Genomic DNA, 17920 nt, shown 5'->3' on the forward strand with positions numbered 1-17920 from the left:
AGTAGAAGGGGCAGATGTCGGTTGTATTGCAGTTTAGTGAAGATTAGAGCAGAGAGCAGGCCGGGTAAGGCGAAGGCGTCACCCGGCGCTAAAGCGGATTAACGCAGAATTTTCTTCTCGGCCAGATCCAGCGCGAAGTAGCTGAAGATCAGATCCGCGCCCGCGCGCTTGATCGCCCCCAGGCTTTCCAGGATCACTTTCTCTTCATCAATGGCGCCCGCCAGCGCGGCGAATTTGATCATCGCATACTCACCGCTCACCTGGTAAGCGCCCAGCGGCAGCTCGGTGCGCTCGCGGATGTCGCGCAGGATATCAAGGTACGCGCCAGCCGGTTTTACCATCAGGCAGTCTGCGCCCTGGGCTTCATCGAGCAGGGATTCACGAATCGCTTCGCGGCGGTTCAGCGGGTTCATCTGATAGGTTTTACGATCGCCTTTCAGCGCCGTACCGGCTGCTTCACGGAACGGGCCGTAGAAGGAGGAGGCAAATTTAGTGGAGTAGGACATGATTGCGGTGTCGGTGAAACCGGCCGCGTCCAGGGCCTGACGAATCGCCTGAACCTGTCCGTCCATCGCCGCAGATGGTGCGATGAAATCTGCGCCTGCCGCAGCCGCGACCACAGCCTGCTTGCCGAGGTTAAGCAGGGTGGCATCGTTATCCACGCCGTGATCGCACAGTACGCCGCAGTGGCCGTGCGAGGTATATTCACAGAAGCAGGTGTCGGACATCACCACCATTTCCGGCACGGTTTCTTTGCAGATGCGGGACATGCGGGCGACGAGGCCATCTTCTTTCCACGCGTCGCTGCCGGTCGCGTCAGTATGGTGGGAGATGCCGAAGGTCATCACCGAGCGGATCCCCGCGTTGGCGATGCGTTCAATCTCACGCGCCAGATATTTCTCCGGAATGCGCATTACGCCCGGCATGGCTTCGATGGCTTTGTAGTCATCGATCTCTTCTTCGACAAAAATCGGCAACACCAGATCGTTTAAGCTCAGGGTTGTCTCTTCAAACATAGCGCGCAGTGCAGGTGACTTGCGCAGGCGGCGTGGGCGTGCAATTAAATCGGTCATGGTATGCCTGATGTTTGTGGAACAAAGAGGGCTAGTGTACATCAAAGTGAAGACGGGTGTTTTACTAAAGTGGGCATTTTGCTTTTGTGAAATGCGGCAGGTGAGTTAGCCTGTCATCAATAATATATAATGCAGGGCAGTATAACGTTGAGAAGAGAATGAGATATTCGCGTTATTTCTATATGGAAATGAAAGCATAATTAAAAGTGATTTATTATTTCCCGGTGTGTTTTTTCTGTTGATTTAGCCGTGTATTAACATTCTGTTTTTATAATATTTATTATATGACGCCTTATTCTCTTTAGTCTGGGTGTGTTTTTTGTCTGAATACGGACTTAATGGAATCATTCATTGAACCTTTTCGAAATGAAAATGCATAATTCCCTCCGCAATTAAATGTTGCAAAATCATTGATGGACAAACTTGCTTACGTCCCTGAGGAGGGATGACCCAATGCAAACATGGAAAAAGAAACTCGTTGTATCTCAACTTGCATTAGCCTGCACCCTGGCTATCGCTTCTCAGGCCAATGCGAAAGATATTTCTGGTACGACATATAATACCTTCGGATACGATAATACCGCTTCCTCTCCCTGGTATTATGGCTATGCCGACTGGGATTACTCAGATGCGACCCACGACGGTGATATTTATCCGGTGATTAATAAAAGCATCGTGAATGGTGTTATTTCAACATACTATCTGGATGATGGTATCAATGGTCGGGCGAATGCATTGAGCATTTCCAATAGCACCGTTAATGGCATGATTACCTCTGCGTGTATGACCACCACGTGTGCTGATGGTATAGATACCGATGGCACAACCCATTCTCAGTACGAACGTTTTAGCCTGACCGTAGATAATTCCACCATTAACGATACCTATGAGCATTATGCGTATGATGTCGTAAATGGGGTGAATACGGAAAGACACTATCTGGACACGTATAATCTGGGTAATGCGATTACCCTGGATGTGGAGTCCGATATTGTTATCCAGAATAATTCCCACATTGCCGGTATTACCCTGACGCAGGGTTATCAGGAGCTGGATAACACTCCTTACGACGGTATTGAAGGCGTAGCCAACAGCAGCAAAGTATTTACCGACACGCTGATGGTGAAAGACTCCGTTCTGACCTCCGGCGCATACAGCGATCTGGGGACCAGCGGGTTCTACGGTCAAACCGCGAAACCGAGCGACTACGGCGAAACGAATGCCACGGCAGCGGATGATGCGGCGCTGATCGTTGCTGCTAGCGCGTCTGATAACGCGATGCAGACCACCGCCACGTTCGATCACTCCACCGTTACTGGCGATATTCTGTTCTCCAGCACCTTCGACAACAACTTCTATCCGAACGGCGATCCGGCAACCGATACCACCGCCGATGGCATCTATAACCCAACCACCAACGGCTGGGATGGCACCGATAAGCTGGATGTTACTCTCACCAACGGCAGCAAATGGGTCGGCGCAGCACAGTCCAGCGTCGAGGCTATCGGCACGGCGCAGATGTATGGGCAGGGCTACAGCAACGTAGACTGGAGCACTCTGTCCCCGAACAGCATTTGGCCGGACTCCACCTATGACAGCAATGGACATGTCGCGGGCGATGCGGTGTATCAGAGCGGTCTGTTTAACATCGCGCTGGATAACGGCTCTGAGTGGGATACCCGCAAGTTTTCAAACATCGACACGTTGACGGTAAACAACCAGTCTCAGGTTAACGTTGAAGACTCTGGTCTGCTGGCGGACTCCATCACCCTGACCAATGCTTCATCAATGAATATTGGGGACAGCGGTGGCGTGGCGACCGACCATCTGTATCTGGACAGCTATAGCCGTGCGGCACTGACGGAAGAAACGGCCGAACTGTATGCCAACACCATCACCGTGGATAACGGTGCTGAGCTGGCGCTGGGGCTGGGTCAGGTTGATACGCACAATATGGAACTGACCGATGGCGGGGTGCTGAACGTTGCCAGCCGTGATTACGTCCTGAACAGCGATCTGAACAACGCACGCTATATCACTAACGATAAGTACAATGCCGATTACGACTACGGTGTTGTGGCGATTAACTCTGATGGCCACCTGTCAGTGAATGGTGACGTTGCAGGTAACTACCAGGTGCGCATCGATGATGCGACCGGGGCCGGTTCCGTTGCTGATTACAAAAACAAAGAGATTATTCGCGTCTATGACAATAATGCGGATACCACCGCCAGCTTTACTGCCGCAAACAAAGCCGATTTAGGTGCGTACACCTATCAGGCGCAGCAGCAGGGTGATGCCGTTGTCCTTCAGCAGAAAGAGCTGACTGACTCTGCCAATATGGCGCTGAGCATCCCATCAGCCAATACCAATATCTGGAATCTGCAGCAGGATACCGTCGGCACGCGTCTGACCATCAGCCGTCACGGCCTGGCGGATAACGGCGGGGCGTGGGTGAGCTACTTCGGTGGCAACTTCGACGGTGACAATGGCGTTATCAGCTACGATCAGGACGTAAGCGGCATTATGGTGGGTCTGGATACTCAGATTGACGGTAATAACGCGAAATGGATCGTCGGTGGGGCGGCAGGTTTCGCGAAGGGTGATATCAGCGATCGTACCGGTCAGGTCGATCAGGACAGCCAGACGGCGATGATCTACGCGTCGGCCAAGTTCATGAACGATCTGTTCCTCGACAGCTCCCTGAGCTACACCCGCTTCAACAGCGATCTTTCCGCTAACATGAGCAACGGCCAGTATGTTGACGGCAATACCACCAGTGACGCCGTTGGTTTTGGGCTGAAGCTGGGCTATGACTGGAAACCAAACCTCTCTGGTTACGTTACTCCATACGCAGCCGTATCGGGTCTGTTCCAGTCTGGTGATGACTACCGTCTGAGCAATGACATGCGCGTTGATGGACAATCTTACGACAGCCTGCGTTATGAACTTGGTGTTGATACGGGTTATACCTTCAACTATGGCGGCGATCAGGCTCTGACGCCTTACTTCAAACTGGCCTACGTCTATGACGACGCCGATAACAATGCCGATATTAACGGTGACAGCATTGATAACGGCGTGAAAGGGTCCGCTGTTCGTGTTGGGCTGGGCACTCAGTTCAGCTTCACGAAGAACTTCAGCGCTTATACGGATGCTACTTATCTGGGCGGCGCAGACGTCGACCAGAATTGGGGCGCAAACCTGGGCGTGAAATATACCTGGTAATGAATAAAAGCGGGGGAGAGTTATCTTCCCCGCTTTTTACAGAAGCAATAAAAATAATATTGAACCGACAAATACGGATGACTTGAGGTCTGCATGAATGTTAATGCGAAACCACTTTCTGAATTACGCCGGCTCGAACAGGGGTTAATAACAGCCAGTACCCCTTTTACATGTGCTCCCCAACAATCCATTACGTCAGGCGAATCAAATGAGCCTCGAACGATCGTATTACAAACCGGCGTTATTGAGGTCTATCGCCCTTCTGATGAGCTGCTGGTGGGGATCGCGACGGCACCTTTTATTTTCGGTCTGTCTACGGTTGTCATTAATCACTCTCAGGAATATAGAGTGATGGCTAAAACGGCCTGTACCGGTTTTTATTTGCCCACGGAAACCACCCGTCAACTCATCCAGCAGTATTCACTCTGGAAGGAGGCCTTCTGCTGGTTATCCTGGATAAACTACATTCTCGGGAAACGCGATATGCAGCTGGTGGGCAATAACTCCTATCACCAGATCCGCGCGATGCTGTTAAATATGGCCGAATGGGATGAAACGCTGCGTTCAAAAATCGGTGTGATGAATCATATTCAGCAAAGTACACGCATTTCACGTTCTGTTGTTGCCGAAGTTCTGGCCGCCCTGCGACAGGGAAACTATATCAATATGAGTCGGGGCAAGCTGGTCAGCATCAACCGCTTGCCCACGGAATATTAATATCAGTTGGACGCGGTAAGCACCTGGGCTTTATTGGCGCTCAGTTCTGCCACCAGGTTATTAATACCGTCACTCATATTGACGAAACGCGTATGCGGGGAGCGGGTCACCACCACAAACGCGCCCACGTTTGACTGCGGGATCATGGCCATATAGGTAATGAATCCGCCGCCGCCGCCGGTTTTCTGAATTATACCCGGACGGCCATTTTTCGGTGCCATATAGACCCAGCCCATGCCGAGCGCATCGGCTTTACCCGGTACGTCCATCCCGATGACCCGATGCAACTGAGTACGCTGATAAATCAGGGTCTGCATACGGTCAGCCTGGCTGCTGCGCGAGTAAAAATCAGAGGAAAGGAACTGCTGCATCCAGCGCATCATGTCGCCAGGCGTGGAGTAAACCCCGCCGCTGCCCACGGCCGCCAGCGTGTTATTACAGGGGCTGGCGCCTTTCTCCGCCACCATCAGACGACGGCACTGGTCCGGGGACGGGGTAAACGTGGTGTCTTTCATGCCGAGCGGGCGGGTGATCTGCTCTTCAAACAGCTGCGTGTAGGGTTTGCCTGCCGCCGTTGAGAGGGCATCCGCCAGCAGGTCGAATGCCAGGTTTGAATAAGAGGCCTGCGAGCCCGGTGCCGCTTTCAGCGTGGCGGTACTCAGATAGCTCCAGCGCTGGTCGCGCGTTGGCCAGACAAATACGTCACGATGCGCCGCTCCGCCTGGCTGCTCACGCGGCAGGGCGCTGGTGTGGGTAGCAAGGTTCACGAGCCGGATCGGCGTCCCCTGATACGTGGGTACCCGGGCACCTGGCGGCGCGTATTTGCTGAGCGGATCGTCGAGCTTCACCACGCCCTGGTCGAGCAGTTTCACCAGCATTTCGCTGGTCATAAGCTTGGTTAAGGATGCGATGCGGATAACGGAATCCAGCTGCGGATGAATATTATTTCCCGGGCGCGTTTCGCCAAAGCTGCGGAATACACGCTGGTTTCCGTCGATGACAACCATCGCCATTCCGGTTGCGCCGCTGCCGTAATAGATAAGGTTCGCATAGCGATCGGCAATATCTGAAGCTAAAACGGGAGCCGTCAGCGGTTGGGCTGCCTGGGCGGTAGAGAAGCTCACCGCACACAGCGCGGCAAAAGAGAGCAGACAACGTTTCAACGAAAAGCATCCATGAAGTGAATGAGGAAAGTAATGGGTATTTATACTACTAAACGGTACCGCGCAATGCCCCGAATTGCATAACGATAGCGAGAAAAACGTAACCATGGGTAAATATGAACAATTTACTTGCGAGCCATCTCCCATTTTGTGACATCGGGCTTATGATAGGCACCAGTTTCACTCAATCTTACGGAGAACGGTATGTCTGAGAAGCGTGTGGTTATGGTTGTCGATATGCAGAACGGGGTATTTGAAACCCCTCGTCATCAGCGCGAAAAGTGTGTTTCTCTGATCAACCAGCTTACGCAGGCAGCCGACAAGGTTATTTTTATTCAGCACACAGAGGCCGGGGGCCTGGAAGAGGGAAGTGAAGGGTTTGCGCTGTTGCCTGAACTCCATCAGCCTGTCGACGCGCTTTACGTGACCAAAACTGCCTGCGATGCCTTTTATAACACCGCGCTTGAGGCGCTGCTGCGTGAGCAGGGCATTCGCGAGTTTGTCATCTGCGGCTGCGCCACCGATTACTGCGTTGATGCGACGGTTAAGAACGGCGTCAGCCGGGGTTATCACATCACCGTGGCGGAAGATGCCCATACTACCGCCAATCGCCCAGCGGCAGATGCGCAGATCGTGATTAACCACCACAACGACGTCTGGCGTAACTTCATCGCGCCGGCGAATCCTCTCGCGGTGAAACGCACCGAAACAATTCTTGAAAACTGGAAAGCGAACTAATAATTAACGCTCGGGTCTGACCTTTTTGCCGGAGCCGGGAGGCTGGCTCGGGCAGGTTTTCGTTTGGTGACGTGTTGTACACAGCAACAGCCATAACAACAAGAAGGAAGCATTATGTTTAAGTCTTTTTTCCCAAAGCCGGGGCCTTTTTTCCTGTCGGCATTTATTTGGGCACTGATCGCTGTCATTTTCTGGCAGGCGGGCGGCGGCGCATGGCTGACGCGCATCACGGGGGCGACAGGCGAAGTGCCGATTAGCGCGGCGCGTTTCTGGTCGCTCAGCTACCTGCTGTTTTATGCCTACTACACGGTGTGCGTAGGGCTGTTTGCCCTGTTCTGGTTTATGTACTCTCCGCACCGCTGGCAGTACTGGTCGATCCTCGGCACATCGCTGATTATCTTTGTGACCTGGTTCCTCGTAGAGGTGGGCGTGGCGGTGAACGCCTGGTATGCGCCGTTCTACGATCTGATCCAGACCGCGCTGAGCTCGCCGCATAAGGTGACCATCAACCAGTTCTACCATGAAGTTGGCGTCTTCCTCGGCATCGCCCTGATTGCGGTTATCATCGGCGTCATGAACAACTTCTTCGTCAGCCACTACGTTTTCCGCTGGCGTACCGCGATGAACGAACATTATATGGCGCACTGGCAGCACCTGCGGCATATCGAAGGTGCCGCGCAGCGCGTGCAGGAAGACACCATGCGTTTTGCCTCCACGCTTGAAGACATGGGCGTAAGCTTTATCAACGCCATCATGACGCTGATTGCCTTCCTGCCGGTGCTGGTGACGCTCTCTGCACACGTGCCGGATCTGCCTATTGTCGGTCATATTCCGTATGGTCTGGTGATTGCTGCTATCGTCTGGTCGCTGATGGGGACGGGCCTGCTGGCGGTGGTGGGGATCAAGCTGCCGGGTCTGGAGTTTAAAAATCAACGCGTGGAAGCCGCTTACCGTAAAGAGCTGGTTTACGGTGAAGACGATGCCAACCGCGCTTCGCCGCCGACCGTCCGCGAGCTGTTTGGCGCCGTACGTCGTAACTACTTCCGACTCTACTTCCACTACATGTATTTCAACATTGCGCGTATTTTGTATCTGCAGGTGGATAACGTTTTCGGTTTGTTCCTGCTGTTTCCGTCCATTGTTGCAGGTACGATTACGCTCGGCCTGATGACGCAGATCACCAACGTTTTCGGTCAGGTTCGTGGGTCGTTCCAGTACCTGATCAGCTCCTGGACCACGCTGGTGGAACTGATGTCCATCTACAAACGTCTGCGCAGCTTTGAACTCGAGCTGGACGATCGTGACCTGCAGGAAGTCACCAACACATTTAGCTAATACAGGACGTTGCTATGTCTTTTGCCGTACCGCGCGCAGTACCGTTGACCATTCTGGCCGCTTTTATGCTGGCAGGCTGTGCCGAAAAGGGGGCCGCTCCGCTCAAAAAGGGCGAGAAGCCCGTCGATGTGGCGAGCGTTGTGCGGCAGAAAATGCCCGCCAGCGTGAAGGATCGCAATGCGTGGGCAGACGCGCTGGCAAAAACCTTTGAAAGCCAAAAGATCGCGCCGACCGAGGAGAATATCTGCTCGGTGCTGGCGGTGGCACAGCAGGAGTCGATGTACCAGTCAGACCCGGCTGTGCCGGGGCTGAATAAAATCGCCTGGAAAGAGATCGACCGCCGCGCGGAGTCCATGCACATTCCGGTATTCCTCGTGCATACCGCGCTTAAAATCACCTCGCCGAATGGCAAAAGCTACAGCGAACGGCTGGATGCGGTGAAAACCGAAAAACAGCTTAGCGCCATCTTTGATGATTTCATCAGCATGGTCCCAATGGGACAGAAGCTGTTTGGCTCACTGAACCCGGTGCACACCGGTGGCCCAATGCAGGTAAGCATCGCGTTCGCGGAGAAACACACCGACGGCTATCCGTGGAAAATCGACGGTACGGTGCGCCAGGAGGTCTTCTCGCTACGCGGTGGACTGTGGTTCGGTACGTATCATCTGTTGAACTACCCGGCGAACTACGATGAGCCGCTGTACCGCTTTGCCGACTTTAACGCCGGCTGGTATGCCAGTCGTAATGCGGCATTCCAGAGTGCGGTCAGCCGCGCAAGCGGCGTTAAGCTCGCGCTGGACGGCGATCTCATCGCTTACGGCAGCAGCGAGGCGGGAAGCACTGAGCTTGCCGTACGGAAATTATCGACAACGCTTGGCTTGAGCAACAGCGACATTCGCCGCCAGCTTGAGAAAGGCGATAGCCTGGCCTTTGAGAAAACGGATCTGTACAAGAAGGTGTTTGCGCTTGCAGAGAAGAAGAGCGGGAAAACGTTACCGAGGGCTATCCTGCCGGGCATTCAGCTGGAAAGCCCGAAGATCACGCGTAACCTCACCACGGCGTGGTTCGCTAAACGCGTGGACGATCGCCGGGCTCGCTGTATGGGGCTTTAACGGCGACGGCGAAAGCGCAAAACTAACGCCACAACGCCCAGAATCATACATCCCGCGAGGAAGGGAATCAGGCCGAACAGGGTACTGACGCCAAACCCAATCTCAACTCGCGGGCGTCCGTTATCCTGCACCTGCATCAGGTGTTCATAAACGCCTGGCGCATGGACCAGCATATTGAGCAGCTGTGAGCCAGCCCAGAAGCAGAACAGGACAAACAGGGCATACGCGATATTACCCGCCGTGGAGGTTTTTGGTTTTCCGCCAAAAATCGGTTTCGACAATGTAAAGTCAGCCATGATGACCTCCGGATAAATCGCTCTGATAATACGCTTCGTACAGGGTGAGTTTGACAGGTCATCGCATTTGTCAATATCAGAATCGTGGTAATTTACGCGCCGGAATCCTCCTGGATTGTTGATTTCTGCAGCACATCACAATTTCATCACTTAAGTGAAATTGCGTCGCGTTTCAGAATTTCCGTATCTGCCACAGACCTGGCCGTAAAACTGTGAGAGGATGTCTTTTTTTCCTGCCGGAGTTGTTATGAAGCTCACGTCCAAACTACGCCGTGACTGGCACTACTACGCCTTCGCTATCGGGCTGATCTTTATTCTTAACGGTGTCGTGGGCCTGCTGGGGTTTGAAGCAAAAGGCTGGCAAACGTATGCCGTTGGGCTGGTGACCTGGGTGATAAGTTTCTGGCTGGCGGGGTTTATTATCCGCCGTCGTCCTGAAGAGACGACAGCGGATGAGACGGAGTCGGCGAAGCGCGCCGATTAACCGTTTACGGAACTTTTAAGCGCGCTGTCGGCGGCGTGACGCTCCAGCGCCAGTTCGATCAGGCGGGTGATCAACTCCGGATAGCTAAGGCCGCTGGCCTGCCACAGTTTCGGATACATGCTGATGTTAGTGAACCCCGGCAGCGTGTTGATTTCATTGATCACCACCTCGTTTTCCGCCGTCAGGAACACATCCACGCGCGCCATGCCGCAACAGCCGAGCGTCTGATAAGCGCGAATGGCGATCGCCCGGATCTTATCGTTAATCGCCGGATCGATATCCGCAGGAACGACAACCTGCGCGCCTTTGTCATCAATGTATTTGGTGTCGTACGAGTAAAAGTCGCTGTTTAAGACCACTTCGCCGCAGGTGCTCGCCTGTGGAAAATCATTGCCCAGCACGGCACACTCAATTTCACGGCCTTTGATGCCCTGCTCAACCACCACTTTATGGTCGAACTCAAACGCCAGGCGGACAGCTTCCGTGAACTCAGCTTCGCTGGTCACTTTGCTGACGCCCACGGAGGAGCCCTGGTTTGCCGGCTTCACAAAGAGCGGCAAACCGAGCTCTCCGCTAATTTGCGCGAAGCTGTGCTTGTCGCGGTTGGCGCGGGTGAGGGTCACGAATGGCGCAATATTCAGCCCGGCATCGCGCAGCAGGCGTTTGGTGACGTCTTTGTCCATGCAGGCGGCAGAGCCGAGGACATCCGAGCCGACGAACGGCAGGTTGGCCATGCGCAGCATCCCCTGCAGGGACCCATCTTCCCCCAGGGTGCCGTGAACGATGGGGAAGACAACGTCGATCTGGGCGAGAGCCTGTGCATTGCCGGCGTCGATGAGCTGCCCCTTCACGACGCCGGGTACGGTGGCGACGCTCACTTCCGAAGGATTCAGGGCAATATGGGCCGGATCGTGAGCGTTCAGCAGATACTGGCTGGCATCGTTAACGTGCCACTGGCCCTGTTTATCAATGCCCAGCAGCACCACGTCGAAACGGCTTTTATCGATCGCATCAACGATATTTTTGGCCGATTGCAATGACACTTCGTGCTCCGCTGATTTTCCCCCAAAGACAATACCTACGCGCTGCTTAGCCATCTCACTCTCTTCCAGTCTGACGAAAAGCCAATAACATACCACGATGCCCGGCGGGTTTCGCGGCCTTCTGCCATAATGTTGTGGGGAATGTTGAGGGGGGAGAGTGAAAGGAAAAACGCTGCTGATCGGATTTATCATTTTGACCATCGCAACGCTGGGTTACCGCTGGTTGCCGCCTTACTACAACCCTTTCATGCCGCTGACGCTTGACGATCCGCCAGGCCTAATCACCCAGTATAAGCTTCGGCGTTTAACCCCCGAGGCGTGCGCGAGCCTGTTGTTACAGGCTAACCAAAGAGATCTCATCCGCACCCAGCCGGTCGCTGACAGCGGCGGCGCGTGTCCGCTTAACAATGTTGTGCGTGTGCGTGACTTTGGTCCGGTCGGCCTGAACAGCAGCTTTCTTGCCAGCTGTCCGCTAGCGCTCAGCTCAGCCCTCTTTATCAGCCAGCAGGCCCGGCCGCTGACAAAACGCTATACGGGCAGTGACCTGGCGCGCATAGACCACCTCGGCAGCTTTGCCTGCCGCAATATTTATCATCGCCCTGACGCGCGCCGCAGTGAACACGCCACGGCGGAGGCGCTGGATATCGCCGCATTTCGTCTGGCGAACGGGGAACGGGTCACGGTACTGAACGGCTGGAAGGCGGCGACAACGCAGCCATGGCTGCAGGCCATGCTGGCGGCGAGCTGTGGCTACTACGGAAACGGCCTGGGACCGGAGTATAACGCGGCGCATGCCAACCATTTTCATCTGGGCATGCGCGGTTTCGGACTCTGTCGGTGAAGCATAATATTCCGCCAGGAAATGGATGAATTGTGACTTATTTCACAGATATGATGACTGGGAAGATAAAACACCAAAGTCAGTCAGGCCGCATCTCTGGTGCGACGTCAAAACGCGTAACTTGCTAATCTGTAGGCGAATTCGCCTAAAAATGAAGACTATTTCTTTATGGAATCCTGGAAAGTTAATCTCATCTCGGTCTGGTTCGGCTGCTTCTTTACCGGGCTGGCCATCAGCCAGATCCTGCCGTTCCTGCCGCTGTACGTTTCGCAGCTGGGGGTGACCTCGCATGAAGCGCTCTCCATGTGGTCAGGTCTGACGTTCAGCGTCACGTTTCTGGTCTCCGCCATTGTGTCTCCGATGTGGGGCAGCCTGGCGGATCGGAAAGGCCGAAAACTGATGCTGCTGCGCGCCTCGCTCGGGATGGCGATTGCCATTCTGCTGCAGGCCTTCGCCACTAACGTCTGGCAGCTGTTTTTCCTGCGTGCGGTGATGGGGCTGACGTCCGGTTACATTCCGAATGCCATGGCGCTGGTCGCCTCTCAGGTGCCGCGCGAGCGCAGCGGCTGGGCGCTAAGTACGCTCTCCACGGCACAGATAAGCGGCGTTATCGGCGGGCCGCTGCTGGGGGGCTTTCTGGCAGACCACGTCGGGCTGCGAGCGGTATTTATTATCACGGCGATCCTGCTGGTGGTCAGTTTTCTGGTCACGCTCTTTCTGATTAAAGAAGGGGGGCGCCCGGTTATCAGTAAATCTGAACGCCTCAGCGGCAAGGCGGTCTTCGCCTCGCTGCCCTATCCGGGGCTGATGATCAGCCTGTTTGTGACCACTATGGTTATCCAGCTCTGTAACGGTTCGGTCGGTCCGATTCTGGCGCTGTTTATTAAGTCGATGGAGCCGGAGAGCACGAATATCGCTTTTCTGAGCGGCATGATTGCCGCCGTGCCGGGCGTATCCGCCCTGATTTCCGCGCCGCGTCTGGGAAAACTGGGTGACAGGATCGGCACCGCGCGCATCCTGATGGCGACGCTGATCTTTGCGGTGGTGCTCTTCTTCGCGATGTCGTTTGTCACCTCTCCGCTTCAGCTAGGCGTATTGCGATTTCTGCTCGGCTTTGCTGACGGCGCCATGTTGCCTGCGGTACAGACCCTGCTGGTCAAATATTCCAGCGACCAGGTGACGGGGCGTATTTTTGGATATAACCAGTCATTTATGTATCTGGGGAATGTTGCCGGTCCGCTTATTGGCGCATCCGTTTCCGCAATGGCCGGTTTTCGTTGGGTATTTGCCGCCACGGCGATTGTCGTTTTAATCAATATTATCCAGCTGGCTATTGCGCTGCGGCGTCGCAGACAAATGGCGGAGGCCAAATCGACGAGATAACGATTTGTCAGATGTATTATATATTCTTATGGTAGCCGCATTTTTATATAACAAAATGCGGCATCTTTTTATAGAAAAACGTTTCGCTCACGGCGCTGCCTCTTTATTTCCGTTCCTGTATCACTTTTGCATACCATAATTAATATCTTCTCTTTGCAATATGGATTCAGAGTGATAACGTCAGACAAAACTGAAAAAGGAACTGGCACGATGAAGAATCTCATTGCTGAATTGCTGGTCAAGCTGGCACAAAAGGAAGAGGAGTCAAAAGAGCTGGTGGCTCAGGTCGAAGCGCTTGAAATTGTGGTCACCGCGCTGCTGCGACAAATGGCGAAAACCGATCAACAGGCGTTGATTGAGAGCGTGGAGGGCGCGCTGGAGAGCGTCAGACCCGAATCGCAGGTACCGGTTGAGGATGCTGAGATGCTCCACCAGTACGTAAAGAAGCTGTTAAGGCATCCGCGCAGCTAAACCGTCACAGGACGTAACGACGTGTCATAGAATTGTCATGCAGGATGCCTATAGTCGCTCTGTTTTTATTTTTATGTATTTGTACATGGAGAAAATAAATTGAAACAGAGCGCACTTTTCATCGCATTACTTCCCCTGTTAATTACCCCTGCCATTTATGCTGATACGACGCAAACCAGCGTGCTGGATAATCGTGCGGCAAAAGGGGATATCACCCAGCCTGGCGGCGCGCGCCGTTTATCAGAAGATCAAACTGCCGCTATTCGCGCTTCGCTAAATAAAAATATTATTCTGCTGATTGGCGATGGAATGGGCGATTCCGAAATCACGGCGGCGCGAAATTATGCCGAGGGAGCGGGCGGCTTTTTTAAAGGCATCGACGCCTTACCCCTGACCGGACAATATACCCATTACGCGCTGGATAAAAAAACCGGTAAACCGGATTACGTAACGGACTCTGCGGCCTCGGCCACGGCGTGGTCCACCGGCGTTAAAACCTATAATGGCGCGCTGGGCGTGGATATTCACGAAAAAGATCATCAAACCCTTCTGGAGATGGCAAAGGCGGCGGGCCTGGCGACCGGAAATGTCTCCACTGCTGAGCTTCAGGATGCGACGCCCGCGGCGCTGGTGGCGCACGTGACCTCGCGTAAGTGCTACGGCCCGTCAGTGACCAGCGAAAAATGCCCAACGAATGCGCTGGAAAAAGGCGGCAAAGGCTCGATTACGGAACAGCTTCTGAACGCGCGTCCTGACGTGACCCTGGGCGGCGGCGCGAAAACCTTCGCGGAAACCGCGACGGCGGGCGAATGGCAGGGCAAAACGCTGCGCGAGCAGGCGCAGGCTCGCGGCTATCAGCTGGTGAGTGACGCAAATTCGCTGGCAGCAATTACCGAGGCGAACCAGGACAAGCCGCTGCTGGGGCTGTTCTCTGACGGTAACATGCCCGTGCGCTGGGAAGGTCCAAAAGCCTCGTATCACGGCAATATCGATAAGCCTGCGGTGACCTGTACGCCAAACCCGAAACGCACGGACAGCGTACCGACGCTGGCGGCGATGACCGACAAAGCGATCTCTCTGCTGAGCAAGAGCGAAAAAGGGTTCTTCCTGCAGGTGGAAGGCGCGTCAATCGATAAGCAGGATCATGCGGCGAATCCGTGCGGTCAGATTGGCGAAACCGTCGATCTGGACGAAGCGGTGCAGAAGGCGCTTGAGTTTGCGAAAAAAGACGGTAACACCCTGGTGATCGTCACCGCGGACCACGCGCACGCCAGCCAGATCATTCCGCCAGACACCAAAGCTCCGGGCCTGACGCAGGCGCTGAACACCAAAGATGGCGCCGTCATGGTGATGAGCTACGGCAACTCTGAAGAAGAGTCCATGGAGCACACGGGCACCCAGCTGCGCATTGCCGCCTACGGCCCGCACGCGGCAAACGTGGTAGGCCTGACGGATCAAACGGATCTGTTCTACACCATGAAGGCGGCGCTGGGTCTGAAATGATAAAATCCCGGCGGAAATCACATCTGTCGGCTGGTTTTTTTCCTGTCACGAACCAGACTTACAGGGAATGTTCACAAAAGGATGGTGCAATGAAAACAACATTACTGGTTACTCTGCTCTCCGGCCTGTTCCTGGTCGCATCGGCGAACGCGGAAGAGAAAACGTTAACGCCGCAGCAGCAGCGTATGACCACCTGTAATCAACAGGCGACGTCTCAGAGTCTGAAGGGCGATGCTCGCAAGACCTACATGAGCGACTGCCTCAAAAACGGCGCCTCGAAACCGGCTGAAAAAAGCCTGACGCCTCAGCAGCAAAAGATGCGCGAGTGTAATGCCAAGGCAACCGAGCAGTCCCTGAAAGGGGATGACCGCAGCAAGTTCATGAGTGCCTGCCTGAAGAAAAAAGTGTAGTTCGAACGGGTGAGCGGCTCCGGCGGCTCACCCGAAATTTCATACTTTCCCCGCAGACCCCCTCTCTATAATTTGGGAAAATGTTTCAGAATATTCCCAAAAATGATGAATGATGAAACGTATTACAACAAAAAGCGCATTCGGGAAGAGTGGAATTTAACCCTTTCTCAGGATGACTCTCACCGCGCCGGCATTCAGTTTGCCCGGCGGGTTCGGCTGGCGCGCGCCGTGGGGCTGGCAGCGATGTTTTTCCCGGTTGCAGGAATGCTGGTCACCCATTTTTTACCCGGAGGCTGGTGGCTTTTACTGGTCGGTTGGGCGTTCGTCTGGCCCCATTTCGCCTGGCAGCTGTCCTGCCGGGCCGCATCACCTCATCAGCAGGAAATTTTCAATCTTAAAATAGATGCCATAATCGCCGGGCTCTGGATCGGCGTGATGGGAATGAGCGCGTTACCCACTGCAGCGCTGGTGATGATGGTAGGGATGAACATGATGGGCTCCGGGGGCTGTCGTCTGTTTATTCCGGGGATCCTGTTAACCCTGCTCTCCGCGCTGGTGACGCTGCCGCTTGTCGGTCACGTGGCCGTCTTCAACCCCGACCCGGTGGAGTGGGGCTTAACGCTGCCGGTGCTGGTGCTTTATCCCATGCTGTTTGCCTGGCTCAGCCACCGCACCGCCGTCAGGCTTGCCGAGCACAAGCAGCGGCTGGAAATGATGAGCACCCGCGACGGCATGACCGGGGTCTTTAATCGACGCCACTGGGAAATGCTGCTGCGAAATGAATTTGAGCATTGCCGCCGCGACCACTGTACCGCCACGATTTTGCTGATTGATATCGATCATTTTAAAAATATCAACGATACCTGGGGTCACGCCGTGGGGGATGAGGCGATCATTGCCATCACGCGCCAGCTCCAGATGTCGGTGCGGTCAGGTGATGCCATCGGCCGGTTTGGCGGGGATGAGTTTGCGGTGATTATGTCGCAGACCGCGGCGGAAAGCGCGATCGCCGTGATGTCCCGGGTGCATGAGCGGCTGGAAACGCTGTCGCTACCGTGCGCGCCAAAAGAGACGCTGCGCATCAGCGTAGGCGTTGCCCCCTGGGGGCCGCAGTTTGGACATTATCGGGAATGGCTAAAGGCGGCTGACGTGGCGCTGTACAGAGCGAAAAATGCCGGGCGCAGCCGTACCGAAGTGGCCGCCTGACGCCCGACTGAAACGATCAGGATTTACTTAGCTTCTCTGATTTTTCCATACATTTTGCCATTGCCTCAATGACGGCCGAGCGGAATCCGCGCTCCTCTAGCACCCGCACCGCTTCGATGGTGGTACCGCCCGGGGAGCAGACCATATCTTTCAGTTCACCCGGGTGTTTGCCGGTCTCCAGCACCATTTTGGCGGAGCCCATGACGGCCTGCGCGGCGAACTTATACGCCTGGGCGCGCGGCATTCCGCCAAGCACGGCGGCGTCGGCCATCGCTTCTAAAAACATGAAAACATAGGCAGGGGCTGAGCCACTCACGCCGACCACCGGATGGATCATTGATTCGGCAATCACTTCTGCTTCACCGAAGCAGCGGAAAATATTCAGCACATCGGCCACTTCTTCCGAGGTCACCAGCGCGTTAGGCGTGACGGAGGTCATGCCGGCGTTGACCAGTGAAGGGGTGTTGGGCATCGCACGGACGATTTTGCGGTCGTGGCCCAGCGCGCGCGCCAGCTGATCGAGCGTGACGCCCGCGGCAATCGACACCACCAGCGTCTCTTTATTCAGGCTGGAGGTGATATCGCTCAGCACTTTGATCATGATGTTCGGCTTGACGGCGCCAAAGACGATATCGGCGACCTGGGCCACTTCCTGCGCGCTTTCGGCGGCGTTGATCCCGTATTGATCGCGCAACGCGGCGACCTTGTCCGGTGACGGGGTATAGACCCAAATCTGACCCGGCAGCACCTGCCCGCTGGCGATCAGACCGCCCAGGATGGCTTTGCCCATGTTACCGCAGCCGATAAACCCGATTTTCTTGTCCATCACGATTCTCCGTCATTATGCGTTGTTTTCTCTGATTGATAGCTTAACAACGAAATGCAGGCGACAATAGTCGACAGAGTCATTATGGGGA

The 17920-nt window shown here is 54.7% G+C and carries 17 protein-coding genes; 12 read left to right on the plus strand and 5 right to left on the minus strand.

Annotated elements, in window-relative coordinates:
- Nucleotides 1-98: 98 nt before the first annotated feature.
- On the minus strand, nucleotides 99-1073 hold the full coding sequence (hemB, locus tag V1587_RS07040) for a porphobilinogen synthase (RefSeq protein WP_045909816.1): 975 nt from the start codon (nucleotides 1071-1073) through the stop codon (nucleotides 99-101).
- A gap of 453 nt (nucleotides 1074-1526) precedes the next feature.
- Between hemB and V1587_RS07045 the strand changes: the two genes are divergently transcribed.
- The gene (locus V1587_RS07045; RefSeq protein ID WP_395314544.1) at nucleotides 1527-4301 is read left to right on the plus strand and encodes an autotransporter outer membrane beta-barrel domain-containing protein; all 2775 of its coding nucleotides are present in this window, start codon (nucleotides 1527-1529) and stop codon (nucleotides 4299-4301) included.
- 93 nt (nucleotides 4302-4394) lie between these two features.
- Nucleotides 4395-5018 carry a helix-turn-helix domain-containing protein gene (locus V1587_RS07050; protein WP_371898726.1) on the plus strand — a complete coding sequence of 208 codons (624 nt, stop codon included), beginning with the start codon at nucleotides 4395-4397 and terminating at the stop codon, nucleotides 5016-5018.
- A 2-nt stretch (nucleotides 5019-5020) separates the two neighbouring features.
- Here the strand turns inward: V1587_RS07050 and ampH are convergent, their stop codons facing one another.
- Nucleotides 5021-6181, minus strand: coding sequence for a D-alanyl-D-alanine-carboxypeptidase/endopeptidase AmpH (gene ampH / locus V1587_RS07055; protein ID WP_032638396.1), 1161 nt, complete (start codon nucleotides 6179-6181; stop codon nucleotides 5021-5023).
- Between the two features lie 204 nt (nucleotides 6182-6385).
- On the opposite strand from ampH, the gene V1587_RS07060 reads away from it, so the two are divergent.
- From V1587_RS07060 to V1587_RS07070, 3 genes are all read left to right on the plus strand, one after another.
- Entirely contained in the window at nucleotides 6386-6919 is a 534-nt protein-coding gene (locus tag V1587_RS07060; RefSeq protein WP_371898727.1) for an isochorismatase family protein, read from the plus strand.
- Between the two features lie 114 nt (nucleotides 6920-7033).
- The gene (gene sbmA, locus V1587_RS07065; RefSeq protein WP_371898728.1) at nucleotides 7034-8254 is read left to right on the plus strand and encodes a peptide antibiotic transporter SbmA; all 1221 of its coding nucleotides are present in this window, start codon (nucleotides 7034-7036) and stop codon (nucleotides 8252-8254) included.
- Between the two features lie 14 nt (nucleotides 8255-8268).
- Nucleotides 8269-9366: a DUF1615 domain-containing protein gene (locus V1587_RS07070; protein ID WP_371898729.1), complete on the plus strand. Its 1098-nt coding sequence runs from the start codon at nucleotides 8269-8271 to the stop codon at nucleotides 9364-9366.
- Here the strand turns inward: V1587_RS07070 and V1587_RS07075 are convergent.
- Nucleotides 9363-9662: a DUF2755 family protein gene (locus V1587_RS07075; protein ID WP_008503287.1), complete on the minus strand. Its 300-nt coding sequence runs from the start codon at nucleotides 9660-9662 to the stop codon at nucleotides 9363-9365. The genes V1587_RS07070 and V1587_RS07075 overlap by 4 nt on opposite strands.
- A 247-nt stretch (nucleotides 9663-9909) precedes the next feature.
- Between V1587_RS07075 and V1587_RS07080 the strand changes: the two genes are divergently transcribed.
- On the plus strand, nucleotides 9910-10146 hold the full coding sequence (locus tag V1587_RS07080) for a DUF2754 domain-containing protein (protein WP_371898730.1): 237 nt from the start codon (nucleotides 9910-9912) through the stop codon (nucleotides 10144-10146).
- Here V1587_RS07080 and ddlA read toward each other — a convergent pair.
- The gene (gene ddlA / locus V1587_RS07085; RefSeq protein WP_371898731.1) at nucleotides 10143-11243 is read right to left on the minus strand and encodes a D-alanine--D-alanine ligase; all 1101 of its coding nucleotides are present in this window, start codon (nucleotides 11241-11243) and stop codon (nucleotides 10143-10145) included. The two genes, V1587_RS07080 and ddlA, sit on opposite strands and share 4 nt — an antisense overlap.
- A 103-nt stretch (nucleotides 11244-11346) precedes the next feature.
- On the opposite strand from ddlA, the gene V1587_RS07090 reads away from it, so the two are divergent.
- The 6 genes from V1587_RS07090 (at nucleotide 11347) to adrA (ending at nucleotide 17003) form a co-directional block, all read left to right on the plus strand.
- Nucleotides 11347-12030, plus strand: a complete 684-nt coding sequence (locus V1587_RS07090) for an extensin family protein (protein ID WP_395314545.1) — start codon at nucleotides 11347-11349, stop codon at nucleotides 12028-12030.
- A 168-nt stretch (nucleotides 12031-12198) separates the two neighbouring features.
- Nucleotides 12199-13413, plus strand: a complete 1215-nt coding sequence (locus tag V1587_RS07095) for a multidrug efflux MFS transporter (RefSeq protein WP_371898733.1) — start codon at nucleotides 12199-12201, stop codon at nucleotides 13411-13413.
- 210 nt (nucleotides 13414-13623) lie between these two features.
- Entirely contained in the window at nucleotides 13624-13884 is a 261-nt protein-coding gene (gene iraP, locus V1587_RS07100; protein ID WP_023293178.1) for an anti-adapter protein IraP, read from the plus strand.
- Nucleotides 13885-13983: 99 nt separating this feature from the next.
- On the plus strand, nucleotides 13984-15387 hold the full coding sequence (gene phoA, locus V1587_RS07105) for an alkaline phosphatase (protein ID WP_395314546.1): 1404 nt from the start codon (nucleotides 13984-13986) through the stop codon (nucleotides 15385-15387).
- An 89-nt stretch (nucleotides 15388-15476) separates the two neighbouring features.
- Nucleotides 15477-15797 (plus strand): phosphate starvation-inducible protein PsiF, encoded by a 321-nt coding sequence (gene psiF, locus V1587_RS07110; RefSeq protein WP_008503278.1) that lies wholly within the window; start codon nucleotides 15477-15479, stop codon nucleotides 15795-15797.
- A gap of 102 nt (nucleotides 15798-15899) precedes the next feature.
- Nucleotides 15900-17003, plus strand: coding sequence for a diguanylate cyclase AdrA (gene adrA / locus V1587_RS07115; protein WP_371898735.1), 1104 nt, complete (start codon nucleotides 15900-15902; stop codon nucleotides 17001-17003).
- 16 nt (nucleotides 17004-17019) lie between these two features.
- Here the strand turns inward: adrA and proC are convergent, their stop codons facing one another.
- Nucleotides 17020-17829, minus strand: a complete 810-nt coding sequence (gene proC / locus V1587_RS07120; protein ID WP_111963440.1) for a pyrroline-5-carboxylate reductase — start codon at nucleotides 17827-17829, stop codon at nucleotides 17020-17022.
- Nucleotides 17830-17920: the final 91 nt, after the last annotated feature.

Source organism: Enterobacter sp. ECC-249 (assembly GCF_043965265.1).
Classification (GTDB): Bacteria; Pseudomonadota; Gammaproteobacteria; order Enterobacterales; family Enterobacteriaceae; genus Enterobacter; species Enterobacter quasiroggenkampii.